This window comes from Desulfobacterales bacterium (assembly GCA_029211065.1).
Taxonomy (GTDB): Bacteria; Desulfobacterota; Desulfobacteria; order Desulfobacterales; family JARGFK01; genus JARGFK01.
Genome location: JARGFK010000030.1, coordinates 1 through 25,539, shown reverse-complemented (window position 1 = coordinate 25,539; position 25,539 = coordinate 1). Strand labels below are relative to the sequence as shown.

The 25,539-nt window shown below is 52.8% G+C and carries 21 protein-coding genes; 11 read left to right on the top strand and 10 right to left on the bottom strand.

The genetic code is table 11. The annotated features are described in order from the left end of the window. Nucleotides 1-284 precede the first annotated feature (284 nt). The 3 genes from P1P89_08740 to P1P89_08730 are packed head-to-tail and all read right to left on the bottom strand — an operon-like array spanning nt 285 to nt 3,577. Nucleotides 285-1,430 carry a hypothetical protein gene (locus tag P1P89_08740; protein ID MDF1591584.1) on the bottom strand — a complete coding sequence of 382 codons (1,146 nt, stop codon included), beginning with the start codon at nt 1,428-1,430 and terminating at the stop codon, nt 285-287. Continuing rightward, nucleotides 1,430-2,632 (bottom strand): DUF58 domain-containing protein, encoded by a 1,203-nt coding sequence (locus P1P89_08735; protein ID MDF1591583.1) that lies wholly within the window; start codon nt 2,630-2,632, stop codon nt 1,430-1,432. Before P1P89_08735 ends, P1P89_08740 begins: the two co-directional genes overlap by 1 nt. A 6-nt stretch (nt 2,633-2,638) precedes the next feature. Beyond that, nucleotides 2,639-3,577, bottom strand: coding sequence for a MoxR family ATPase (locus tag P1P89_08730; protein ID MDF1591582.1), 939 nt, complete (start codon nt 3,575-3,577; stop codon nt 2,639-2,641). Between the two features lie 202 nt (nt 3,578-3,779). Between P1P89_08730 and P1P89_08725 the strand changes: the two genes are divergently transcribed. Then, nucleotides 3,780-4,277, top strand: coding sequence for a response regulator (locus P1P89_08725; protein ID MDF1591581.1), 498 nt, complete (start codon nt 3,780-3,782; stop codon nt 4,275-4,277). Nucleotides 4,278-4,784: 507 nt separating this feature from the next. On the opposite strand, the gene P1P89_08720 is transcribed toward P1P89_08725, so the two are convergent. The 4 genes from P1P89_08720 to P1P89_08705 all read right to left on the bottom strand — a co-directional run bounded on the left by P1P89_08720 (nt 4,785) and on the right by P1P89_08705 (nt 9,387). After that, a complete protein-coding gene (locus P1P89_08720) occupies nt 4,785-6,596 on the bottom strand; it encodes a VWA domain-containing protein (GenBank protein ID MDF1591580.1) in 1,812 nt (603 codons plus the stop codon). An 85-nt stretch (nt 6,597-6,681) separates the two neighbouring features. Beyond that, on the bottom strand, nt 6,682-7,425 hold the full coding sequence (locus P1P89_08715) for a hypothetical protein (GenBank protein ID MDF1591579.1): 744 nt from the start codon (nt 7,423-7,425) through the stop codon (nt 6,682-6,684). Between the two features lie 247 nt (nt 7,426-7,672). Continuing rightward, entirely contained in the window at nt 7,673-8,851 is a 1,179-nt protein-coding gene (locus P1P89_08710) for an MFS transporter (GenBank protein MDF1591578.1), read from the bottom strand. 8 nt (nt 8,852-8,859) lie between these two features. After that, the gene (locus P1P89_08705; protein ID MDF1591577.1) at nt 8,860-9,387 is read right to left on the bottom strand and encodes a DUF192 domain-containing protein; all 528 of its coding nucleotides are present in this window, start codon (nt 9,385-9,387) and stop codon (nt 8,860-8,862) included. A gap of 383 nt (nt 9,388-9,770) precedes the next feature. Between P1P89_08705 and acs the strand changes: the two genes are divergently transcribed. The 10 genes from acs (at nt 9,771) to P1P89_08655 (ending at nt 21,225) form a co-directional block, all read left to right on the top strand. Continuing rightward, nucleotides 9,771-11,756, top strand: a complete 1,986-nt coding sequence (acs, locus tag P1P89_08700) for an acetate--CoA ligase (protein ID MDF1591576.1) — start codon at nt 9,771-9,773, stop codon at nt 11,754-11,756. Nucleotides 11,757-11,784: 28 nt separating this feature from the next. Next, on the top strand, nt 11,785-12,525 hold the full coding sequence (locus P1P89_08695; GenBank protein ID MDF1591575.1) for a dienelactone hydrolase family protein: 741 nt from the start codon (nt 11,785-11,787) through the stop codon (nt 12,523-12,525). Continuing rightward, entirely contained in the window at nt 12,522-14,015 is a 1,494-nt protein-coding gene (locus P1P89_08690) for a TM0106 family RecB-like putative nuclease (protein MDF1591574.1), read from the top strand. Before P1P89_08695 ends, P1P89_08690 begins: the two co-directional genes overlap by 4 nt. A gap of 159 nt (nt 14,016-14,174) precedes the next feature. Beyond that, entirely contained in the window at nt 14,175-15,368 is a 1,194-nt protein-coding gene (locus tag P1P89_08685; GenBank protein ID MDF1591573.1) for a hypothetical protein, read from the top strand. After that, nucleotides 15,368-17,887: a hypothetical protein gene (locus P1P89_08680; protein MDF1591572.1), complete on the top strand. Its 2,520-nt coding sequence runs from the start codon at nt 15,368-15,370 to the stop codon at nt 17,885-17,887. The genes P1P89_08685 and P1P89_08680 overlap by 1 nt, the downstream gene beginning before the upstream one ends. Nucleotides 17,888-18,075: 188 nt before the next feature. After that, complete coding sequence (locus P1P89_08675; GenBank protein MDF1591571.1) at nt 18,076-18,438, top strand: PAS domain-containing protein; 363 nt, start codon at nt 18,076-18,078, stop codon at nt 18,436-18,438. A 31-nt stretch (nt 18,439-18,469) separates the two neighbouring features. Continuing rightward, nucleotides 18,470-18,661: a ferredoxin gene (locus tag P1P89_08670; protein MDF1591570.1), complete on the top strand. Its 192-nt coding sequence runs from the start codon at nt 18,470-18,472 to the stop codon at nt 18,659-18,661. A gap of 386 nt (nt 18,662-19,047) precedes the next feature. Next, nucleotides 19,048-20,034 carry a hypothetical protein gene (locus P1P89_08665; GenBank protein MDF1591569.1) on the top strand — a complete coding sequence of 329 codons (987 nt, stop codon included), beginning with the start codon at nt 19,048-19,050 and terminating at the stop codon, nt 20,032-20,034. A 44-nt stretch (nt 20,035-20,078) separates the two neighbouring features. Then, nucleotides 20,079-20,300, top strand: a complete 222-nt coding sequence (locus P1P89_08660; protein MDF1591568.1) for a hypothetical protein — start codon at nt 20,079-20,081, stop codon at nt 20,298-20,300. A gap of 67 nt (nt 20,301-20,367) precedes the next feature. Further along, nucleotides 20,368-21,225, top strand: a complete 858-nt coding sequence (locus P1P89_08655) for a peptidylprolyl isomerase (protein ID MDF1591567.1) — start codon at nt 20,368-20,370, stop codon at nt 21,223-21,225. A 287-nt stretch (nt 21,226-21,512) separates the two neighbouring features. Here the strand turns inward: P1P89_08655 and P1P89_08650 are convergent, their stop codons facing one another. From P1P89_08650 to P1P89_08640, 3 genes are read right to left on the bottom strand one after another with little or no spacing between them, the layout of a single operon-like run. Next, nucleotides 21,513-21,647 carry a hypothetical protein gene (locus tag P1P89_08650; protein ID MDF1591566.1) on the bottom strand — a complete coding sequence of 45 codons (135 nt, stop codon included), beginning with the start codon at nt 21,645-21,647 and terminating at the stop codon, nt 21,513-21,515. Then, on the bottom strand, nt 21,644-24,751 hold the full coding sequence (locus tag P1P89_08645) for a type I restriction endonuclease subunit R (protein ID MDF1591565.1): 3,108 nt from the start codon (nt 24,749-24,751) through the stop codon (nt 21,644-21,646). The genes P1P89_08650 and P1P89_08645 overlap by 4 nt, the downstream gene beginning before the upstream one ends. Then, entirely contained in the window at nt 24,748-25,173 is a 426-nt protein-coding gene (locus P1P89_08640) for a hypothetical protein (protein MDF1591564.1), read from the bottom strand. The genes P1P89_08645 and P1P89_08640 overlap by 4 nt, the downstream gene beginning before the upstream one ends. Nucleotides 25,174-25,539 lie beyond the last annotated feature (366 nt).

Genomic DNA, 25,539 nt, shown 5'->3' with positions numbered 1-25,539 from the left:
TATTTATCCCCCGACCCTTTTCGACTTCTCTCAATCGCTACTCAAAAACCACATCTTAAACCGCTTTGGCCACAACATCGGGCTCTGCAATTTTTTCAAGGCTTGCCGCGCAAATGCCGCTTCCTGTCCATCGCAAACCACCTCGCCATAGACATACAGATTGAAACCGGATATGATCAGATCGATTTCCGCGGACATTGCGTTAAATTGCTGTTTCAGGCGCCGCCCGTACTCCAGCGGCGTCTCACTGTTCCGGTTCGCAAAACCGCTTCGCTTTCCCCATCTTAAAAGTGCCCTGTAAAGACGGATCGCCTCGTGTCCCTTTTTCCGCCCGCACAGCTTATCATAAACCAATTGCAGATAGACGATCCAGTGTTCCAGCCATTGCAGGAAACGGTTGGTGTCCCTGCTGTCGTGCGCTGCTTTCTGCGTTCTTGCAAAAAGCCAGCGCCACAAATACCATGCCCCGAGTCCGACCAAGAAAACGACCAACAGCACCAGCAGCACCCAAAAAATCCATACATAGAGTTTAAAAAAAGTTCCGTCCACCAGGCTGGTTCGATTTCAGGCAGCGGCTCTGCCGGACTTTTCCGGGGTATAATCTCCGGCATCGCGGGCTGGTTGGACTTATACCCGAAGATGAACATCAGAATTTTAACCAGAATGGGACCGAGAACTTTTCCAGACTCTTTGAGCACTTCATAGCCGATTTCGGAGGCGGCCCGCAGGTACGGCATAAAAAGCAGCACCAGCCCGGTTCCGCAAAAGAAGACGGCGGCGCTGAAGCTTATTATCAGGCCGATGCCGCGGTAGCCGGTCATAAAACCCTTTTGACTGCCGCTTCGGTTGCGGGCCAGGGCCACAGCCAGCAGGCCAAAAATGAAAAACGGAAAAATCTGCGCTTCTGAAACAGGTTCGGCCGATGGTATCCCTATCTGCGTCCGCATAAACAACTTCATTATCAGGAGCGCAAAAAGCCAGGTCAGCCCTTTATCAAATCGGACAGATATTTCCGGATAAGCTGCTGACCGCCGGACGTATCGCATTCCGCAGATCCAGAAAACAATCATCCAGGCCCAAAGGGCCGCCAGGGTGAACCAGGCGATGGGGTCCCGCGTCCGGCCTAAAAAATCCCCCAGCCAGGTCAGGCTCCAGAAGCTTTCGGGCCGATACCATAATTGATGCACGCCCCGGAAAGCGAACGCCGTCAGTCCGGCGCCATGGATGGACAGGATCTGAATGTTCCGCCAGCCCCGACCCCGGGTAAAAACGGTCACCAGTGCCGCCAGGACAAATATGGCGACGGCCTCCGTCAGCGGATACGGCCGTTTAGTGACGGCATCCATAATGAATGCGGCCCAGGCATATACCCAACTCAGCTCCATTCCGGCAGCAGCCGTCCAAAAAACAGCATCGGGTACTCGTTTCATCAGATTGCAGGGCCTTTCACCCGGATGTCATCCAGCCGATAGATCTTTTCGTTGGTCTTTGTTTCAGCGGCCGTAAGGTCGGCCGTGTGATCACAGACGATCATCACCATGGGTATGTTGCGGCGGTTAAAATACTGATTCAACGCCAGGCTTGCGCCATCGAGCCGGCAGGTAAAACATACCGCTGTAACACCCCAGGGCAGGGTCAACCCGCGCTGTAATATGTCTACCATCTCCCCTGCCGGGACCGGTTCCAGCCTGGCCATTGTTTCCAGAATATCTGAAAGATGGCCGGGGTTTCGGGATATCTTCACTGCAGCATTGCCGCCGCCCTTTAAACGGCCGTTTGAAGCCAGGCCCACCACAAAGCGCATGCGGTCGAGCTGGACCGCAAGAGAAGCGGCCACTTCCAGTGCCCGTTCGAAGGCTTCTCCGGTGTGATCGCTGCTGAACCGGTCGGTGCAAACCAGCATCAGTATCTTCTCCTGTTCTGCGGGTTCACAAACCTTTTCCATCAGGCGGTTATGCCTGGCGCTGGCTTTCCAATGAATGTAACGGGCCGGACGACGAGACTGGTAATCACGGGTGCCATGGATGTAAATGGGATCTTCGATGGGGCTCCTGACCCCGGGAATTCCGAAAAAATCACGCCGCGGCAACCGTATCGGGTTCAGCTGCACCAGGCGGGGGTAGACAATAACATCATGAAAATCGGGTGCCTGTTCTATTTGCGGGTAAAATCCCAGCAGATCCCCCACCTCAAAGACCACCGGACCGATGCGATGGACCCCTCTTTTTACCGCTGTCAGCTGCCAGTTAAAGCTTACCCGCTGGTACCACAACAGCCCGCTGTCTTTTCTCAGCGCCGTTTGGCCGGAAGCGGTTTGCAGCGCCCCCTTGAGGGCCACCCGGACCTGCAACCATACCGGCAAAATCTTGTTGTTCGCAACCCCGATGCTGAGGGCCAGGGTCTCGCCCGGAAACATTTTTTTCTTGTCGATTCTCAGCTCGCTTTGAATCCCAATGATGCTCAAACGGCTCCAGGCTTTTGCCCCCGCTGCCATGGTAAAAACCAGAATGCAGAGAAATGTCAGGGATAACTGCCGGGTCAGCAAAGCCATAAACAGCACCAAACCCACCAGCGCCAAAATCAACGGCAACGTATAGGCGCAAGAGAGCTTGTCTTCGGTTCCTGCTGTCATTTCGGATCACTCCATTGGGGCGGGCAGCGGTGTCTCTTCCAGAATTTGCTCCACAAACCGTTCCGGTGTTTCGCCCCGCAGCCGTTCGGCGTCTTTGAGTATCAGGCGGTGGGACAAAACCGGGATCGCCAGATGCTTGATATCGTCCGGCAGGACATAGGCCCGGCCCCTGATGCCGGCCAGCGCCTGGCCGGCGCGCATCAGCCCCAGGCTGCCGCGGGGGCTGGCGCCAAACCGCAGCGCATCGTGCCGGCGGGTGGCTCCCACAAGATCGGCGATATATTGCCGCAGCGCATCGGAAACGCCTATTTTCTTGCGTGCCTGCTGCAGCTCGGCGAACCTCTCCGGCGTTGTCACGGCATCCAGCTCCGGCAGCGGATCTTTTTCCTGGAAGCGTTCAAGGATCGCGATTTCTTCGTTCCGGTTTGGATATCCCACCCGCAGCTTCAACAGGAATCGGTCCAGCTGGGCTTCCGGCAGCGGAAACGTCCCTTCCAACTCGATGGGGTTTTGGGTGGCGATCACGAAAAACGGCGTCGGAAGGAGCAAAGTCTGCCCGTCAATGGTCACCTGCCGCTCCTCCATGCTCTCCAGCAGGCTGGCCTGGGTTCGGGGGATGGTGCGATTGATTTCATCGGCCAGCAAAATATTCGTCATCACCGGTCCCGGCTGAAATTGAAACTGGCAGCTCTGCTGATTGTATACGTTAAAGCCCGTAATATCCGACGGCAGCAGATCGGGGGTGAACTGAACCCGCTTAAAGCTGCCGTCGATGCATTTGGCAAGCGATTTGGCGATGAGCGTTTTGCCGATGCCGGGGACATCTTCCAGCAGCACATGCCCGTCCGCCAGCATCCCCACCATCAGCAGTTCGAGAGATTCATATTTTCCCACGATCACCCTGGACATATTGGTGATAATTTTTTCACACAACTTGAAATCCAAAAAGATACCCCCTGTTCGGTTATGTTTCAGGATACAATTGAACTCGAAATTTCCGAAGGGAAGATAAAACGAATCCGGTTTGAAAACAATATTTATTCCAGCTTCTGGAAATTAATGGCCCCTATCTTGACATCTTCCCTTCAGAAGTTATACTTAGCTCAATTCTAACACTTAAACCGGCCATAACCAAAGGGGAAGCATTATGAACGCAACGAATATACTGAACGGAAAAAGGATCTTGATTGTTGATGATGAGCCGGACGTTTTGGAATCGCTGTCTGAATTGCTGGACATGTGCCGGATTGATACTGCGTCTGATTTTGAAAGTGCCGAGAAACTCCTGAATCGGGAAAAGTTCGATGTCGCCGTCCTGGACATAATGGGCGTACAGGGATATGACCTGCTTGAAATTGCCAACAAAAACGGGATTCCGGCGATCATGTTCACGGCCCACGCCCTGAGCCCGGACAACTTTGTAAAATCCATCAAAGGCGGCGCCAAGGCTTATATCCCCAAGGATAAAATGCCAGAAATCGCCACTTTTGTTGCCGATCTGTTGACAGCACACGAAAATAACGTCAAATATCGCGGCTGGTACGGCAAGCTCAAAAAATTTTTCGACAACCAATTCGGCCCGGACTGGATGGAGAAATATAAGGAATTCAAAAAGCAGTACGGCGAATATTTCACGGATGAATGATGTCCCTTTTTGTTGAAACCTGATCTTTTAAATCGGCGATTATTAATACCAAATTCGTCATGCCGGACTGGATCCGGCATCCAGTATTTGCCTGGATTCCGGCTTTCGCCGGAATGACAACCATTGGGATGTTTTATTGCCGGAGTAGTAAGAATCAGCCAATCCTTTTCCTTAAAATCAAAAAGGGAGCAACGTGCTTTTACCCGGCACGTTGCCCCCTTTTTTTCTTTCCGGTATCCCTGCTGTTTAGCAGTTTATACCGCTTTCTATAATAAAGTTCCGAAACAATGAATTGCGGTATAAGCGGTTGTAGAAAAGAACGTTTGGATAACGGAACGTTTTTTTGACAACCGCTATACTTGTCACTCGTCACTATTCACTGCTTTCAGGCCTTGCACCGTGCGCCTTGTGCCTTTTACCATTCCCTTTTCTCTCGTTTCTCGCCCCTCGTCTCTCTTCCCTCGTCTCTCGTCAACACTTCCTTTACCATGCCCTGACCCCCGGCACCTATTTCTCCCCCATGGCCCGGGCCGTCTTGGCCAGTCGCACCAGGTTCAGAAATTCGGCACGATAGCCGAAGCGATCATTACCACGCGCCCCTTCAGCCAGTGCGATCACATCATTGTAGCCAAAGCTTTTTACATACGAATCGCCGCGCAAGATCTGGCCGAATGCGGCAACGGCAGTTGAGAAGCGAACGTCTTCAGAGACCCTGTCCAGGGATTGATGCTCACGGTCCTGGTTGACGGGTGTCGTGATCAGGCGGCTTTCTTCAGCATCGGGAAGCTTGTAGCGTATCTTCAGAAAAGCAACCTCCACATTCTTTCCTGCCGTCCGATCCCCGCCGGCAGAAGGCCGGCTGCCATAGCGCAGGTCATCGATCAACCGACCGCTGCTGCCGGGCGGCGTAATCTCGTAAATGGCGGTGACACTGTGACCGGCCCCGATGTCGCCGGCGTCCACGCGGTCATCGTTGAAATCTTCGCGCCGCAGCATCCGGGTCTCATATCCGATCAGGCGATACTCGGCCACAGCGGCAGGGTTGAATTCAACCTGAATCTTGACGTCTTTGGCAATCGGAAAAAGGCTGGCCTGGGCCTCATCCACCAGAACCTTGCGGGCTTCGTTGAGGGTGTCGATGTAGGCGGCGACGCCGTTGCCGTTCTGGGCCAGCTTTTGCATCAGGGCGTCATTATAATTTCCCCTGCCGAACCCCAGCACCGTCAGAAAAACACCGGTTTGCCGCTTGCGTTCCACAAAGCCCTTTAACTCCTCGGGATCGCGGATCCCCACGTTAAAATCCCCGTCGGTGGCAAGGATAACCCGGTTGACCCCTTTCGGATCAAAATTCGCCTCGGCCAGGGCGTATGCCTGGCGGATGCCTTCGCCCCCGGCCGTGGATCCACCGGCTGTCATACGATCGAACACCGCCAGGATCTTTCCCTTTTCTTTTACGGACGTCGGTTCCAGCACCGTTCCGGCGGCCCCGGCATAGACGACGACGGCGACGCTGTCATTGGGATCCAGCGTTTCGACCAGCATCCGGAAAGCGTTGTTTAAAAGCGGCAGCTTGTCCGGACTGTTCATGGAACCCGACACGTCAATCAGAAAAACCAGATTGGCCCTCGGCTTTTTTTCCGGGGCCACATCAAACCCCTTGATGCCGATATGAAGCAGCCGGGTCGCCGGATTCCATGGCGAAGGAAAAACACTGACGGTTGCTTTGAATGGAATTGAACGGTCCTTGGGCAAGGGGTAATCATAACTGAAATAATTGATCAGCTCTTCGATGCGCACGGCGTTTTTCTGGGGAAGTTCCCCATTGTTCAATGCCCTTCTGACGAAAGCGTAAGATGCCGTATCCACATCAATTGAAAACGTTGAAACCGGTTCTTCCCGGACCACCTTGACAGGATTCGGCGTGAGGGTCTCAAACCGATCACGGCCTATGTAGGTCTGGTCCGGCTGTCGGAGGCTTTCTTCATTTTCAACGGATAAAGCTTCCCGCGCAAGTTTGGGCATGCCCGTCGGTCTCTGCTGCGCCGGTGCCGGCCGGTTAAAGTCCTCGGCGAGTTCCAGCCGTGGCCGAGCGTAGCTTCGTTCAGACAAGGCATCAGCTGTATGGTCGGCCAAAGCCTTTTCTTTGAATACCCGACCGGCTTCCAATGTCGGACCTGTGATTTTTCCAGCCGGAACTGTTTCAACTGTCTTTTGTTCTGTCGGTCCTTTTCGATAAGATACAAAGTTCGGCATCAAAATCATCACAGCCAGAACCAGACTGAAAGCCAGACCAACTGAATAGGTTATTTTTTTTGTCATGATGGGACCTCCTTTAAGGGTTTTGTCTTTTAGACGCCCCCAAATGCATCCGATCCCAAACAGCGTCCATATTTAGAGCTGCGTGCTACACGACACACAGCGGTTCGTCGGAAATCGATTTGATCAGCCCAACCGCATCTTCAATCTGCGCTCCCGTCCCGTCAATCCCGAGCCAGGAAGCGCCTTCCGCGCCATAGACGCCGCCGGAAGCTATCAGGGTTGCGGTTGCCCGGGTCAGCAAATGGATCGCATCCAGTTCGGTAAAAATCCTGCCCGGCATCGGCAGCAATCGCGGTCCGGTTACGTCCGGTGCGTTCACCCGCCGGGACAGTGCGGTCACATCATCCAGCACCCGCTTTTCCAGACCCACCGGTATGATAAACTGCACCCGCCAACCGACCACAGCCGAAATGGTGGGGAGCATCGTGCCGGCCTGGGGATGGCCGATCTGGACGGCGGCCTGGCCGCGCTGGTCAAAGGCATTGGCCCCTTTCAGGATCATATCCCCGGCCTTGAGCGTATCGGCGACGTCAAAAATCGTTTTCCCCTTCTGCCAAAGGCCGTCCGTGATAACCACGTCTCCGGGAAACTCCGCCTTGATCAGTTTGGCTCCGGGCGCAATGGCAATCCCCCGGCGAAACCCTTTACGGGTAAACCCTTCGGCCTGACCCAGTGAGGCAAGAATCTCTTCGGCCACATATCCGTTGGTCGTTCCGGCAATGATGACCAGGGTCCCTTTTTGAAGAACCGTTTTAACCTCGGGGTGGACTGCCAGCGCCTTGCCGATCAATCGTTTTCCCATTGCCGTCGTCACGCACAATTGTTTCATGTTGCTCTCCTTTCAACACCCGCGAAAAGAATTTTGAATGTGAAGATAAAGACCCGCACCTGGGATGCGACCCGGGTGTCGATGTCCCCGGTTAATTATAAATGCGAATATGTTAAAAGACAGGGCGGCTTGCGATTTAAGCTGCCCTGTCTTTTTTGAGGTGCTGAAGCGATTTCGCTGGGTTCAGACCAGAAAAGAAGTCCTGCCAGGTAATCATTTATTTCAAATATGACATTTTAACTCAACGCTATAGCCGTTTTTTCCCTGCTTGATCCATCTTTTGCGGCTCCGGCAATGTCAGGGACATCGCCGCAGTTACGACCGGCAGAAACGCAAGGGATGCCAGGGCGAAGCGGATGCCGTGAAGGTCCGCGATTTTACCGATGATCGGCGAAGCACCGCCCCCGATGGCAATGGCAATGCCGATGGTGACCCCCGACGACAACCCGATGCGATTGGGCAGATACTTCTGGCCCAATACAATGGTGGGGCTGTAGGTGCCGAACAGCGTCAAACTGATCGGTATGAGAAGGAGCATCGCAATCCGGGCATTATCGACCCAGACGAAAATCGGAAAAAGTACGGCCAGGCCGAAGAAACCGAAGAGAATGACTTTTTTCTGACCGATGCGATCGGCCAGGCTTCCCCCCAGCAGGTTTCCCAGAACCCCGCAACCCGCATATGCGGCCAGCGCCATGCCCCCTGCCGCTTTCGATTCATGCAGCACATGGATCCAATAAAGGGGAATAAATGTATTTAAACCGTAAAAGAGAACGGACCGGCCGATGATGGTAAGTGTCAATCGGATAAAAGGCGCCCAGGCATCCTGGAGATCTTCCGTCCCTCCTGCTGTTTTTTTAAAGCGGATGGAATGTTCAGAGGGGGCCAACTTGGAAAGCTGCGTCGCCATAACCAGCGCCATGACGCTGACCGGCACAAACAGGACCAGTGTGCCCCTCAGCCCCCAGTAAAGCATGGCTGCAGTCGCTAAAATCGGACCGATGGCAAAACCCAGCGTGCCGCCGATGCCGAAAAGGCTCATGGCCGTTCCCTTCCGTTCACCTGCCGTAAAATGAACCAGGCGGGCGGCCTCGGGGTGGTAAGCGGCGATGCCGATGCCGCTGACGATGGACAGTGCAAATATCCAGGTATAGTTCGGCGCAATACCTGTCAATGATAGCCCCGAACCGGCCAGCAGCATCCCCACCAGCAATAGCCAGGGTTTCGAAAAACGATCGGCGGCATGTCCGAACAGGGGCTGGATGATGGTGGACGCCATATTGAGGGCAAATACGATCCCTGCCGCGGCCGCGTATGAAAGATCGTGTTTGGCGATAAAAAAAGGGAGCAGCGCCGGCAGCGCCCCCTGATTGATGTCCGTCACAAGGTGCCCGATAGATAACAATGCAACATGTTTATACTTCATATCGAAACCTAGCGGCGCTGCCACTGGATGCGCATGCCTGTTTTAATTTTGAAAAATTTTACAAACCCCGCCGGAACTTCAACGGCATATTGGGCCGGAAATTGAGAGCCGTATGTTCCTGTGGACATCGGCAGCGTTGATTCGGCAATATGAACGATTCGCTTTTCAGGATCAACAAATATCATATCCAGAGACACCGGTGTGGTGTACATCCAGAAATAGCGCAGTTCCGCCTGTTCAAAGATGAACAGCATCCCGTTTGTCATGGGTAATGACGCTCTGCCCATCAACCCTTTGCGACGCTCTTCCGCAGTTTCCGCAATTTCAATAACAATGGTAACCTCTTTGGACCCGTCCAAACCCACGAAATCGAGCTTTCCATCCGGCCGAACCGATCCGGACCGGGCTGAAGTTTGCGCTTCGGAAAAGCCATGGGCCGAATCCGTCGGCGCCACCACAGAGAAAATAATAAACAGCACGGCCATTAACTTAAAAGAAGTCGCTGTGTCCGATTGATTGTTTTTTTGCGTCGCCATAAAATTGTATTTTACCCTGGGGTTCATATGGATATTGATACCTGCCGGCCCGGATTGATGTCATATCGTTTCTTACAGTTTCAACCGCAATTAGTCTATTGAAATTGCCTGTCCTGTTTAAAATAATCTTGACACAACACATTGTCGCATATAAAAATAAACCTTGCGCCGTAAAGAAAATCCATCACCATATTCAGTCAGTACTGTCAATGCCCTCAAAAATTTCTTGTCTTTTCAGGATGCTACCGTTGACAGCCGGCGGCTTTTGAAAAATTTATATTTTTTTATAGCCACAGACAAACCGCCGCTGTCCTCCGTATCGTTCTGTTATAAAATCAAGTTTACCCTGCAGCATAAAAAACATGACAGGAGGATCGAAAAAAATGGGCGTATATCAAAAAGACGGAAAATTCTACCCGGACGAATCCTTTTCGAAAACCGCATGGATCAAAAGCCTGGATCACTACCAGGAAGTTTATAAACGCTCCATTGCCGAACCGGAAAACTTCTGGTCTGAAATCGCGGCAGAGCTTTTCTGGTACCGGCAACCCGAAAACATCCTTCAATACAACTTCGACATCCGCAAGGGCAAGGTCTTTCATGAATGGTTCAAGGGCGGCTATACCAACGTTTGCTACAACTGTCTGGACCGGCACCTGGACACCCCCACCCGCAACCGGGCGGCCATCATCTGGCAGGGGGAGCCGGAGGAGGACACAAAGATTCTGACTTACCAGACGCTGCACCGGGAGGTCTGCCGGTTCAGCAATGTACTGAAGAAAAAGGGACTGAAAAAAGGCGACCGCGTAACGATATACCTGCCGATGGTCTGGCAGCTGCCGGTTGCCATGCTGGCCTGCGCCCGTCTGGGACTTCCCCACAGCATTGTGTTCGGCGGTTTTTCGGCCGAAGCGCTGATGCACCGGATCCAGGAGAGTGAATCCCGCCTGCTGATCACCATCGACCAGTCCATACGGGCCGGGAAAACATTCGATTTAAAAGAAAATGTCGACCGGGCGCTTGAAAACTGCCCCAGCATCGAACACGCCATCGTGGTCAAACGGACCGGCGGTCAGATCAACTGGAAAAATCCCAGGGACTCCTGGTGGCATGAGGAGATGAACGCCCCGGATATCGGAGATTTCTGCGAATGCGAACAGATGGAGGCCGAGGAAACCCTCTTTATTCTCTACACCAGCGGAAGCACCGGAAGGCCCAAAGGTCAAGTTCACACCACCGGCGGGTACATGACCTACGTATATGTCACCCAGAAATGGATATTCGACCTTCAGCCCGAAACCCTTTACTGGTGCATGGCAGATATCGGCTGGGTCACCGGCCACAGCTATATCGTCTATGGCCCCCTGCTGAACGGAACCACGTCGTTCATGTACGAGGGAACCCCGCTCTACCCGAAACCGGATCGGGCCTGGGAACTCATCGAACGGTATAAGATCAACGTCTGCTACACGGCCCCCACCGCCATCCGGGCACTGTCACGCCAGGGAGAACAGTGGCCAGGGGGGCGGGATCTCTCCAGCCTGAGGCTGCTGGGCACGGTCGGCGAGCCCATCAACCCCGAAGCCTGGATGTGGTACCACCGCAATGTCGGCAGAGAGAACTGCCCCATCGTGGACACCTGGTGGCAGACGGAAACCGGCGGCATTCTGATTTCTCCGCTGCCGGGCGCCTGGCCCACCAAGCCGGGTTCTGCGACCTTCCCCTTTCCGGGCATCATTCCCAAAATCGTACCCCCCGGTGATGATAATGCCGATCAGGAGGCCGCGCCGGTAGCGCCCAAAGCGGTCGGGCATCTTTGCATCGAACGGCCCTGGCCGGGCTTGTCCCGGACCATCTACATGGATCATGAGCGCTACCAGGATACTTACTTTGCCGCGTATCCGGGCATGTATTTTACCGGCGACGGCTGTCTGCAGGATGAAGAAGGCTATTATTTTCTCCAGGGCCGGGTCGATGACGTTATCAACGTATCCGGGCACCGCATCAGCACGGCTGAAGTTGAAAGCGCCCTGGTGCTTCATCCGGCAGTCGCGGAAGCGGCCGTTGCCGGAATGCCCCATGAAATCAAGGGTCAGGGAATTTACGCCTTTGTAACCCTTAATCTCGGTGTCGAGCCGACCAAGGAACTCAAAACCGAACTGCTGCAGAAAGTCCGAACCGAGATCGGCGCCATCGCCGTTCCGGACAAATTACAGTTTGCCAATGCGCTGCCGAAAACGCGCAGCGGCAAAATCATGCGCCGCATCCTCAGGAAAATTGCCGAAAAGAAGCAGGACGACCTCGGCGATGTCAGCACCCTTGAAGATGCTGCCGTTATCCAGCAGTTAATCGCCGATCGCATCGATTAAACCTTGCAACAATAAGGAGGGAACGAAGATGTACCAAGGGATGATCGCCGAAACAATCGGCATTTACGGCCACAACCGGGACCTCATCGATGCTTACCTGGCCCGTCCGCTGGGAGGGGGGCCTTATCCGGGGGTTGTGCTCATTCACCACATGCCGGGCTGGGATGAAGCCACCAAGGAAATCGTCAGGAAATTCGCTTATCACGGCTATGCCTGCATTGCCCCCCACCTGCACCACCGCGAAGGCCCGGGTAGTGACGAAGAAATCAGCGCCAGGGTCCGGGCCGCCGGGCTGGTCCCGGACGAACGCTGCCTCGCTGACGTGGATGCCGCCGCCCGCTACCTTGAAGCCCAGCCCTATTACAGCGGCCGCATCGGCGTGATCGGATTTTGCTCCGGCGGCCGGCAGGTCTATCTCACGGCCTGCAACATCCCGCGCTTCAATGCCGCGGTCTGTTGTTATGGGGGACGCATCGTCGCCAAACCCGAAGATCTGACCGAAAGGCAACCGGTTGCCCCCATTGATATGACCCAAAACCTCGCCTGCCCCCTGCTGGGTCTGTTCGGGGCTGAAGACACGTCGCCTTCACCACAGGACGTCGCCCGCATAGAGCAGGAGCTTAAACGCTTTAACAAGACTTACGAGTTTCACACTTACGAAAACGCCGGTCATGCCTTTTTCTCGGTGGACCGCGACCGTTACCGGGTCCACGCGGCCGTGGACGGCTGGAACAAAGTATTTGGCTGGTTTAAAAAGTATCTGGAATGAAAATAACCGCCTCCATGCTCTACAATTACATCCAGTGCCCGCACCGGGTCACCATGGACCTGTTCGGCGACCCGGCCCTGAAAAACCCGGTCAGCCCGTTTGTCCAGCTTTTATGGGAAAAAGGCAACTTGTTTGAAGCCGAAGTCATCGAATCCCTTCAGGCACCGTTTGAAAACCTGCGGGCCCTTTCCGGTCGCGAAAGGGCCGCAAAAACAGTGGAATTGATGGCAAAAAAAGCGCCGCTGATCTACGGCGCAAGAATCAGCGCCGCTGACCTGCTGGGCGACCCCGATCTATTGCGGCTTGCCGACGGCGGCTACGTGGCCGGTGATATCAAAAGCGGCGCCGGTCTTGAAGGAAAGGATGAAAACGGCGGCCGCCCCAAGAAGCATTATGCCGTGCAACTGGCGCTCTATACCGATATCCTTGAAAAAATGGGGGCAAGTGACGGCCGAACGCCGTTTATCTGGGACATCAGCGGCGCGGAAACCGTTTACAGACTGGATGACCAGAACGGACGCGCATCCCGTCGCAGCCTGTGGGACATCTATGAATACACCCTGGCGTCGGTCCGGGTCGTCCTGCAGCAAAACGGCGACACCCGCCCGGCCCTAGCCGCTGTATGCAAATTATGCCCCTGGAAAGGCGTGTGTGTTAAAGCGCTCAAGACAGCCGACGACCTCACGCTGATCCCGGAACTGGGCCGCTCGCGCCGGAATGTCCTATCGACCCGATTCAAAAGCGTCGCCGACCTGGCTGAAAAAGATCCGGCCCCCTTTATCCAGGGAGCTAAAACCGTATTCCCCCGCATTGGGCCGGATATGCTCCGAACGTTCCATGAACGGGCCAGGCTGCTGTGCGACCAATCGGCAGCGCCGTATCTAAAGGCGCCGATAGCGTTGCCGAATACGGAAATGGCCCTCTTTTTCGACATTGAAACCGATCCGTTCCGGGACATATGCTACCTGCACGGCTTTGTGGAGCAGCAAAACGGCAACCCCCTAACGGAAAAATATGTCGCTTTCCTGATGCAGGCCCCCACCCCGGCCGAAGAGGTGCGGGCCTTTCAGGAAGCCTGTGGCTATATCAGGCAAAAACAACCCTGCGCGATTTTCTATTATTCGCCCTACGAAAGGACTGTCTGGCGCAGGCTCCAGCAGAAATATCCCACGGTCATATCAGGGAAAGAACTCGAGTTGCTTTTTCCCGAAGACCGCACGGTGGACCTGTATCTGGATGTCATTAAACCCTTTACGGAATGGCCTGTATCTGATTATTCCATCAAAACACTGGCCAGGTTCTGCGGGTTTTCCTGGCGTGACAACGACCCTTCCGGCGCGGCTTCCATCGAATGGTATCACCGCTGGGTCGAGACCGGTGACGGGCGCGTTCGCGACCGGATACTGGCTTACAACGAGGACGACTGCATGGCCATGCGGGTGCTGCTGGATAAGATAAAGAAGCTGAAAGTTGTGCCGGGCACCGGATAGAAGCTGTTTAGCTGCTTCTGGCAACCGGAGCTTTTTTTAATATGAAGCCATCATTATAAAAAAGGTAACTCGTCTCTGCAAACCGGCGGAAACTTTCCGCTAAAGAGCGCGGTGTGATATATTAACATTTTTTTCTTTTCCATCTTTAAGGGAGGAGTTGTGAGAAAAAACAGACTGATCCATTACCTTTTCATCATTATATCTGCAACCATGATAAGCACGTCTATGTTTGACCGCAATCAAGCCTGGGGCAATGAAAACGCGTTTGCCGGATTCTGGCAAAGTGAAAACGGATCCATTGTCCAAGTATACGGCGACAAGGGTGTACTGAAAGATACCGCTTTTGAACCCTGGAAAAAGTTTATCAACCAAACGACCATTAAAAACATCCGGCCATTGGATGCTCATTGGACTGCCGACGAGTGGCTCATAAACGCCGGCGTAACCTTTTGGGCACATGCAATCTGGCGGCTGAGCGACAATAAAATCAGTCGATTTATAAATGTAAATGGAAAAATAATTGAAACCTATTTCGTAAAAATAAACATTGCGTCTCTGCCGCAGCATCTCTCGGGTAATGAAAAGCTTTCTTTCACTGCGACTCCATCAAGCGGATCATCATCACCTCACAGCTTTGAGATTGCTCCGGTCGTCTTCCGTTTTGAGTATGAAGAACCATCGCTCATGTCTGAAAAAGGCTTTCTGTATGGTATCATGGGACGATATGCATACAACCACAAAGCCGTCATGATCGACAGCAGCCTTGAATACGCAGCCGGCAGTCTCGATTATGATGGCAGCACCTGGGGCGGCACCCCGGTCAAAGCGGATACCGACGACTACCTATTTGAAATTCGCACCCTGCTCGGGGGTAATATTTACCAGGGTAAAAATAAAGTGACGCCCTTTCTCGGATTTGGGCTGCGTTACTGGAACGATACGATTCAGGGTTCCGGCGGTTACGCGCGCGAGATTCTATACCTTTATACGCCAATAGGATTCAAATTGACCGGACCTGTTTCAAGTAAATGGTCGTGGGGCTTTAGCGGGGAATATGATCTTTTCTGGAAAGGATGGGTTACCAGCCATCTCAGCGATGCAGATCCGGGATACAACGATCCCGAGAACACCCAAAGCTTCGGGGATGGTTTTGGGGTAAGGATTTCATTTCAGTTCAGAAATCATATCTCTACAAGATTATCCTGGTACATCGAACCCTTTTTCCGCTACTGGGATGTGGGCCCGTCCGATTATGCAATCTTGACCTATTATGGTGCGCCCACCGGGTTATTTGTCTATGAACCGGAAAACAATACCCTCACTTATGGTGTAACCTTCGGGTTTGGATTTTAATGTTGAAACGCTGGACAGTGCGACTATTAATAGCGGTTGTCATCGGCCTGGTGGCCTGGTGGACGCTTGCCGGGCTCCAAAAACAGATCATGATCCCCTTTGCAGGAAACCCCATTATCGCCGACAACATCCGGTATGTCGACGACAAGATCCTTTACCAGCGCGGCGGCCGGGAGTGGTGGGTCGCGCTGACGGATATAAATGAAATCGTTCAGGGTTCATGGGCGGCGCCGAGCTGCTACAGACCTTTGCTGACGGCTCATTTTCATGACACACTGAAATGGTTAACCACGTCCGCCGGTTCGGTGTCCGGGCCGGCGTCGGTCCTGCGGGGCATTGCCGGCAGAATCGGCTCCCTGCTGCCGGAAATTGCCGGTGTTCTGATTTTCGGCCTCCTGGCGTTCGTCGGCATCAAACGGGGACGACTGTTTTTTGTCAAAAAAGTTAAACCCGGCGTTAAGGCTGAATCCAGGCCCGACGGGCACCTCCCTCAGTTGGCCGGCTTTATGGATGTGGCAACGCTCTTTCTCGATCTTTATCGCGAAACGATCGGCGCGCCCCCTGACGCGCCGGTAAAAATAGAATCTGTTGAAGAAAGCGATTCCGACAACAGGGGCGTTTATGAGTTGAAAATCGAAATTGACGGCAGCTGGCGGTCGCGACGCATGGCCATTGCCGCCATCGGTGAAAACACCGGCAGTAAAAGCCAGTGCTTTTATGTGATATTTGATACGCATATGGTGGTCAAGATCCCGCCGGTCCCCATTACCGACTTTCAAGATTATATCGAACGCATCCAGGCCGAGGCCAAAATCAGGCGCAAGCTGGTGCCGAAAGAATGCGTCATCCCCAACATATCCGTTATCCTCAAGAAAATTCACCCTTTACCGGAAGCGGCCAAATTGTCGGACGATCATATCGAGGCCGGATACACCCGCTGGCTGCTCCAGTCTCCGGCAAACCAGCGCTTTCTCAAGGTAGGCGACAGCTTTGCCTTTTTCATGGATCTGGCCAAATCCTACTTTTTAAGCCGCGTGGCAAAGGACTTTCATCGGACTGAAACCCTCATCGCGGATGAAGTCCAGGCGGACACGGACATTCTGACCGATCAGATTCAGTTTGAAGCAAAATATGGCAAACCGGGCGCTGATCTATGGCCGGACCTGCACCAAGCCTTTACGACCTTCCAGGAGGAAATCGGCGCTGCCGGGCCGCGATCGGATGGCGCCGTCGATCTTTCCGAATGGCAGACAAAAAACCTGTATTTGTGCCGCATGGCCGGGCGGGAAATCGCGCTTGCCCCGCCGGACGGGCTCGATCGGAAGCGCCCAGCTCTTGAAACCCATCTTGCCAAATTCCGTTCAGCCCACATTGCAACCGGTCGACGCTATCGGCAACTGCTCCTTTCCTATACAAGTGATCGGCTGTTTGACCGCAATCAGCCGATCATGTGCGCCATGGCCGCCAACCTGCTGGCGCTGCTGGCCTGGATGGGAGAAAACCGGGTGGCCATGCGGGACCTGAAGCCCGACAATCTCCTCGTTGCCGGCAACCCGGCCGATTATCCGCAATTTTTGTCATCAGCCCAAAATTACAGCATCGGCCTGATCGATCTGGAAACCGCTGTTGACTATGAACGCAAATCACGCGCATCGCTTCCCCAGCCCCGGCTGGGCGGAACGCCGTTTTATGGAACGCCTTCTCACTTTTTTCCCAACCATCTCCTGCAACAGATTCATGAAGACCTGCCGCTGGTGTTCCATCTGCAGGATTGGTACGCCATCATCGGCATCATTTACGAAATCATCACAGATGAAAGACTCTTTGGGCGCACCGCCCGTGAATTCCCTAAGCTGATAAACACAGTGATGCAGACCCTCGCTCAAAACGGCGACCTGGAACCGGCCTATATTCAGTTCAGCCGCAGCTTCTGGGAAAGTTCCGGCACGGAATTTCAGCAGCGCCTGGTGTTGAGCGCACGGCCGCTCGAAGCGGTTGTCGTCGGTATACCTGAACCTATTCAGCTAAGACTCGCGGAGCACATCGCCCTTGAACGCTCAAAAGCCGACGACCGCATCATTCAGTGTCTCGATGCCAACCCGGCCTTTAACAAGGGCAATAACCGCAGGTTGCTTGAAAAAAGCCCTGCCCAGGACCTTGAACGCATCCGCGCCCGATATGACGGCCGCGCAAACTCTCGAGACCTGGTGTGCCGGATGGACGAGTTGATGGCATGCAAACGGCTGGCCGAAAAACTGGCCGGGCTTTCTAAAACGCTCCAGACACCATTTCCCCAAGTTACAGTAATGACGCTGCTTCAGATGATGTTCGATGTGGTTCACACCCAAATGCTGGAAGGGGTTACAGTTGAGGTTTTAGAAAAAGTTCCCGGGGAAGTTGCATTCCCGGACAAGACCGCAGAACCCCTGGACAGAACCGTTCAGATGGAAGAAACCATCGAAGATGGTGGCACCGCCCCCCAGGGTCTGGGGTATTCTGTCACCATGGCCATCCAGTAGAAACAGTAATTGGGTTTTCGCGTCTACCGGCGCCTGTCCCGGTGCAGACTGCTGGACATCTTTCCAACACCGCCCAGGGTGGAGGCAGGTGAGGCCGACATAATATACAACCGTACTTCCTGCACGGTCCGGGCGGGCAGCGGAAAAGTTTATCTTATCCACAATATAAACCGGACACGGGAGACAAAATGAAACCAAACCCATTAATTGAGATGGCCTATCTTGCGTTGGACAATGTGGACCTTGCCGTGAGCATTATCGATGCCGACGGAACGCTCCTCTTTTATAACCGGCATTCAACCAAAATCCTTAACCGCAAGCCTGACTATATCGGGACGGATATCCACACACACCATCAGCCGCCCGCAAATGAAAAACTGGACCGGATGTTGCGGGATTTCAAAAACGGACGGACGGATCCGGTCCATTACGAAGCACGGCCCTATGGCAAGGTCATTTCTGTGACCGTTACGCCCTTGATAAAAGCGGGCGAGTTCCTCGGGTGTGTTCAGACCGTTCGGCTCAAAAAAACGGTTGACCCGGAAGAATAATACTAAACTTTAAAAGATTAAGGAGGATTCAATGAAAGCCATCATCACCGAACAGTGCATGGGAGATCGGAATTGCAATCTACTCTGTCCGGAGGTTTTTGAGTATGACGAAGACCAGCTTCTTTCCATCGTCAAGCTGGACCCCATTCCTGAAAAATACCATGAAGTCGTGAGGCGGGCGGCCAAAGAGTGCGGGGCAGATGCCATCGAAATTATCGAGTGAAAACGCTTTTGGACTAAAATAGATTTATAGCTTTTACGTCGCCGATTACGCCGCCTATAACCCGGTACTGCCCACCCGGATGTGGGGAAATTCATTATTTTTTACGCCAAGACAACCGCTTGGCTCATCATAATTTATTTTATTACAATTAGTTACCTTTTTTTAGCCTGTCTGCGCCAAGTTATCCTCAACCGGTCCCAGGCATGGAAATTTAAGCCTTGCAACGCGACGGCGTACCGTCAATTGCTCGTCGTATAGAGCCGGCTTTCATGAGAATTTCATTGACTCCGCATCCCGGTATAAGTATATGGACACATGTGATTTTCTATAATCCTCACAAACATTAACCCCACGAACTCTTTTTAACGGCCAAGGATATTCGTGTCATGCAATCGATTACCATCGCCTGTTGGAACTATGACCGCATTCAGCCGCTTGTAACCGGGAAGGTGAAGATCGAAGGGTGCAATGCCACCTTTATCGACCTGGAACCGGAAGAAATGTTTCACCGCGCCCTGCATTTTGAAGAATTTGACGTCTCCGAGCTTTCCTTTTCCAACTATCTCACCCTGTCCGCCCGCAACAGCTGCCCTTACATGGCGATTCCTGTTTTCCCGGGGCGGCGGTTCCGGCACAACGGCATTTATATCAACAAACGCAGCGGTATCCGCAAACCCGAAGATCTAAAAGGCAAGCTCGTGGGATCGCCGGAATATCAGGTCACCGCATCGGTGTGGATCCGGGGCATTCTGGAGGACGAATACGGAATCAAGCCCTCCGACATTCGCTGGCGGGCGGGCGGCATCTATGAAACCAGCCGGACGGAAAAAGTATCTTTCGCAGCCCCTGAAGGGGTCGAGCTTAAACGCATCGGACCGGATAAGACCCTTTCCCGGATGCTGGCGGACGGTGAGATCGACGCGCTGATCGGCCCCAGGGCACCGACCTGTTTTAACGAAGGGCATCCCGACATCGTGCGCCTTTTTCCAAACTTTATCGAAAAGGAGCAGGCGTACTTCCAGCGCACGGGGATCTTCCCCATCATGCACCTTCTGGCCGTGCACAAGAAAAAAATCGATACGCTCCCCTGGCTGCCGACAAGCCTGTTCAAAGCTTTTGAGGCAGCCAAGGATTTGGCTATTGAGCGGCTTTTGGAGGAAAACGAGCCGATGGCCACCTATCCCTGGATCGACGGTGTTGTCCGGGAGGCCCAGAAACTGATGGGAAAGGATTTCTGGCCTTACGGGATCGAAGCAAACAGAAAAACACTGGAAACTTTTCTGAGGTATCATTATAGTCAGGGTTTGGCCGAACGAAGACTCGGCATCGATGAAATTTTCGTACCGTCCACCCTGGCAAGGTCCAGAATATAGCCTGCGTAAAACCTGAAACCTGCTTGATTAAAAAGGAAAACACCATGGCATGGATCAAAAAGACCTTCAAAAACCGGCGTCTGACCGTTGTCCTTCTTGCATTCCTGGCCTTTTCAGGCTGCGAAGGGACCGAAACCCGTGAAAAGGTGGACGATACGGTCAAGGAACTCAGTGGACAGAAAAGCTTAGAGCAGATGGACCAGATGAAAAAAAATATCGGCGACATCAATAAACAGCAGGGCGATCGATTGAAAGAGCCGCAATGACATTGACAAGATGTGAGCTGTAATGTCGAAAATATTTTTTTATGATCTCATTTAAAAAGGACAAAAGATGAAAAAAACTATTTTATTCGCCCTGTTGCTATGCCTGTATGTAACGGTAGCTGCACCATTGACGGCCGCTGAGAATCAGAAAAATCCTGTTTACGTAATCAAAACATCCAGCGGCGATATTCTGCTTGAGCTGTTTGCCAAGGAAGCGCCGGAGACGGTAAAAAACTTCATCGCGCTGACGGAAGGCCGCAAGGAGTATACCGATCCAAAAACCAAGGTAAAAGTAAAAAAACATTTCTACGACAACCTGATTTTCCATCGCGTCATCAAGGATTTCATGATTCAGGGGGGATGCCCCCAAGGTGACGGAACCGGCGGGCCCGGCTACACGTTTGACGATGAAATAAACGCAACAGCCCTGGGACTTGATAAAATTAAAGCGGTTCAACCCGACGGGACGGTGCATCCTTCCCTACTGGTCCGGAGCCGGGAGGATTTCTCCCAAATTGTAGTGATGCCGCTGGCGCGTAAAATGGGGATCACATCCCAACAGCAATTCCAGGATCGCATTCAGGAAATACAGCAGAAAGTATCTGAATTGAGCTTAAAAGACTGTTACGAAAATCTGGGATATCGTTACAATGATAAACTGAAATCGACTCCGCCCCTGAGGGGGGTGATCGCCATGGCCAACACAGGTGCGAATTCGAACGGCTCCCAGTTCTTTATCAATCTGGTCGACACGCCCTGGCTGGCCGGAAAACACACGGTGTTCGGAAAGGTGATTCAGGGGATGGAGGTGGCCGATAAAATCGCTGAAATGCCGGTTGACGAAAACAGCAAACCGCAAAAGGCCGTCCGCATACTTTCCATTCGCAAGGACCGGCGGGAAGACGGCCTGGGGGACCGGAAGTGAATAGAATAAAGAAGCGGGTGCCAGGAGCGAATTCATCCTGTTCACCCTGTTAAATCTTTTTTTCTTTATTTAACCGGGTTTAAATGATTATTTTTTTACTGAACAGAAATTTAATTTGTTCAAGTTTTCAACATTGCCCCGAGGTCCCTTGCCGGAAATTTTCTAATAATACTCTCTTATCACAGGATTGGGCACGGTTGTGAGACGTAAAAAATATCACAAAATGGAGGCAGCTGAAAACAGGCAATTAACATATTAAGGAATGTCCCTCCTATCTCGTAAAATCGTCATGTTGCCGCTGCATAGAAAGGTGAGGGCACCGTAGGATAAGCTCTAAATACATGAACAAAGACCTCTTCAGCTTTGATATCGACCTCTTTTTCCTTATAGGAATCAATGGGCAGACCGGTATCATCGCTCACAAAAAATCCCTAATTGCAATCCGGACAGCATCGCGGGTCGACTCTTTGTCTCGCCAGTGATCCACTCTGAGTTTCTCGGCTTTTAGCCTCTCAAGCAGCCCGACAGCCACAGCCTTGATGCGTCTAATATCTGATGAAGTCAGATCCGGCTTCTTCAGAAGATCAAAAATCGCCAGGGACTCTTCATCAAGCCCTTCACGCATTGCCCGTCTCTCTTCTTCATCAAGCCCATTGGAAAAACGAAAAAGTTCCTCAAAAGTCTTTTCGATGGTGACCCGATCTTTCTCGCGGTTGTACTCAGCCACGATCTCCTCATAATGCCGCTGGAAGTCCGTACGCAACGGGTTCTGTTCGAGCAACCGCCTGAGCCTCTGTTCGATGGCTTGCTTAAGGTTCTGGATCGTTGTCTGCTTAGCCTTGCTGCGTTCAAACTCCCTCCGCAGTCTGTCAAAATCAATCCTGCTGATATCGAAAGGCTTCTGGCCCTCGGCCGCAGTATCCGGATTCACCACAATAGCCTTATCAACCACCATGTGTAATTGGCGAATGATATCGGTAATATCGGCCTTCTCACGATCCTGTTGCAAGCTCTTATAAACGACATTGATGGCATCGTATTCCGCCCGATGAACGTTGATTTCTTTGACGTTGATACATGCCTTGAATTTCTTAAATACCTCCCTGCACATCACTTCAAAACGTTTGCGCGTTTCATCATTTTCGTTTGCTGCCTCCTTGGCGGAAAGAATTGCCCCATTGCGTTCGAAACCAGTCTTTGTAATGATTTCATCCAGTGATGCCCCGCGATCCCTTAAGAACGCTCTGATAAATGAAATGGCCTCAACCAAGTCGGCAAGCAGTTCCTCTTCGGGCTTTGCCGGTTCTATTTCGCCCCCTTGTCCGCCCGCCCCCTGCCCGGCAAATGTCCCAAGGGCTTTTCGCAAATTTTTGAGAATCCCGCAGTAGTCGACGATAAGTCCGTTATTCTTTCCTTCGTTGACCCTATTTGCCCTGGCAATCGCCTGCATGAGTGTATGGGCTTTAAGAGGCTTATCTAAATACAGTGTCGACAGGCATGGGACGTCGAAGCCGGTCAGCCACATCGCACATACGATAGCGATCCGGAAGGGATGTTGCTCTTCTTTGAAGGCATCATCCAGCGCCATGCGCTGCATGTTTCGAAACTGAGGTTGCTGCCGCATGGATTCCGGCAGATCGATCCCATCTTTGACCAACCGACGGTGCGGGGCGATCTCCAGGTCCCATTTGCGGAATTTTTCCACCTCGCCCTGTTCCTCGCTGATCACCACTGCCATGCGTGTCTCCCGCATCCATTCGACCTGCCGACGGAGGAATGACTCTTCCTGCTCGTCGGCGGCTGAGGTTGATTCCTTCTCCAGCTCCCGGATGCGTTCCTGCCAATAAAACTCAATCAGCCGATACATGCGTACACAGGTGATCTTGTCAATGCACAACAGCATCGTTTTCCCCAACTCCCAAGCATTGGAATAGTGCCGCACAAAATCCCGTGCAATCTGGTCCAGCCGCTTACCGGCGGTGATGACGTGGTAATCACGCTTGAGTTCCTGCTCCAGCCGCTGCGCCACATTAATGTCTTCAATCTCCAATTCCTCAATCTTCTCAGCGACCCGCTCATTCAGATCACCAATGACTATACCGAGCTTTTCACCCCTCGAGTCATAATAAAGCGGCACGGTGGCCTTGTCCTCGACCGCCCGTTGAAAGTCATACGTCGATATGTACTCTCCGAACACCCGCCGTGTTATCTCGTCATCCTTGAAGAGCGGCGTGCCCGTAAAACCGATGTAGCTGGCATTTGGCAGTATATTTCGCATGTTCAGCGCCAGGGTCCCATACTGGGTCCTGTGCGCCTCGTCGGTGATGACGATGACGTCATCACGCAGAGTGTGGCCCGCAGCCGAGTTTGCATCCTGATTGAACTTTTGAATCAGCGAAAAAATATGTGACTTGTGCTGGACCAGCAGGCGGTTTAGGTGTTTCCCGCTGGATGCCCGGCAGGGATCTCGGTCATTGTCCACTACGCCGCATCCGGCAAAAGTTTTGTAAATCTGGGTATCCAGATCCTCACGGTCGGTCAGGATCAGGAAGGTGAAGTTGCCGCCGAGCTTGCGGTGGATTTTCCGTGTAAAGAACACCATGGAGTAGCTCTTGCCTGCCCCTTGGGTATGCCAGAAAACGCCCAACTTGCCCTGGCGGTTCTTACGATCCACGACTGCTTCGATGGCGCGGTTTACACCCAGGAACTGGTGGTTGCGCGCCAGAATTTTTTTGGGTCCGCTCGAAGAATCATCAAAAACGATAAGGTTTTCCACCAGGTCCATAAAATTTCGCTTGTCGCAAACGCCCTTAAGCAGCGTCTCCATTTCAACTGCGCCGGGCTGATCTTCGGCCAGACGCTTCCATTCGTGAAAGTGTTCGAACCGGCTGGTCACTGAACCCAGCTTTGCATCCATGCCGTTTGCCAGCACCACAAAGGCGTTGTGATGGAACAGGTGGGGAACCGTGTCCTTGTAATCTTTAAAATTCTTTTCGTAAGCCGCGCGAATGTCCTTGCTAACATTCTTCAGTTCCATGAACAGCAGCGGCAAACCATTGACAAACCCCACAATATCCGCACGCCGCCGGTAAAGATCGCCCCGCACCCAAAATTCCCGCACGCAAAGAAAGTGGTTGTTCGTCGGATCGGCGTAATCGAATACCTTTAGGCGCTGCCGCACGCGCTCGCCTTTGTCGTTGCGAAAGGTAACCTGGATGCCATCTTTTATCAGCTCGTGCTTTTCCCGATTCGTCGTCAGCAGCGTCTGGGCGGCAGTGATAGAGGTAATTTGACGGACGGCTTCCTGGTACGCATCGTCTGGAAGGCCGGGGTTAAATTCCATGAGTTTTAAATAGAGATATCGGGTGAGCACTACCTCCCGGTCATCGCCTCGGCCGAGGGTTCCCTCCGGTCCGAAGGTCTCGGTGTTGTAGGCATAAACAGACTCCCAGCCTAATTGATGCTCCAGGTACTCAGCGGTGGTTTGTTGCACAAGGGTGTCTTCAGTGTACAGCGCCGGACTCACTGGTTTCCTCCCTGTTTTTCAAGAAAATCCCTTCCCTTCGCCGTCAGCCGATAGCGCTGCTTGCTGCTGCGCGGTTTGTCGGGTATGGTCATCTCTATCAGCCCAGATTCAACCGCTGGATGAAGATAGTTCTTTCTGAATGTCGGTCGATGGGAGAGCTTCAGTTGCTCCATGACCCAGAGGCTGCCAGCCTCAGTCCCTTCAAGTATTTTCAACAGCTTCAGGACTTGGTCGGTGACTTGGTCGGCAACTTGGTCGGTGACTTGGTCGGTGACTTTCCGGATAACTCTTCCGGGCAAACGAGGAAACACCACCGTTACCCAATCTTCTGAAATTTCAAACTTCGGTTTGGCCACGCCATATTCCCGGCATATATCGAAAATGCGCTGGATGCCGCTGCCGATCTGCTCAACCAGATTCATCGGGAAGTTTGCCCAAGAACTATGGGTATTGGAATAGCGACCGGAATACCAACTTGCACTGTAACAGGTGTATAAATATCGACCACTTGTTCCGGCGCATAAATAGATACGACCAATGCATAGCGGCATCGCCGATTCCACCGATTCAGATGGTTCCTTTCCCGCCACCATCCTACAGTCGGGTAAACCGCAATCAAATTTGATCCTGCGAGATCGACCGCCCGTCCTTGCCAGATATCAGAATGGATTGAGCCGACATTTCTTGCTTCGCCGATTACCCAGTTTTGCCCTAGTGTCTCGTCAACCATCAATTGTCGGATAGAGGCGGCGTAGTTTTATCCTGGCATCCTCGGCAGTGAATTGCCA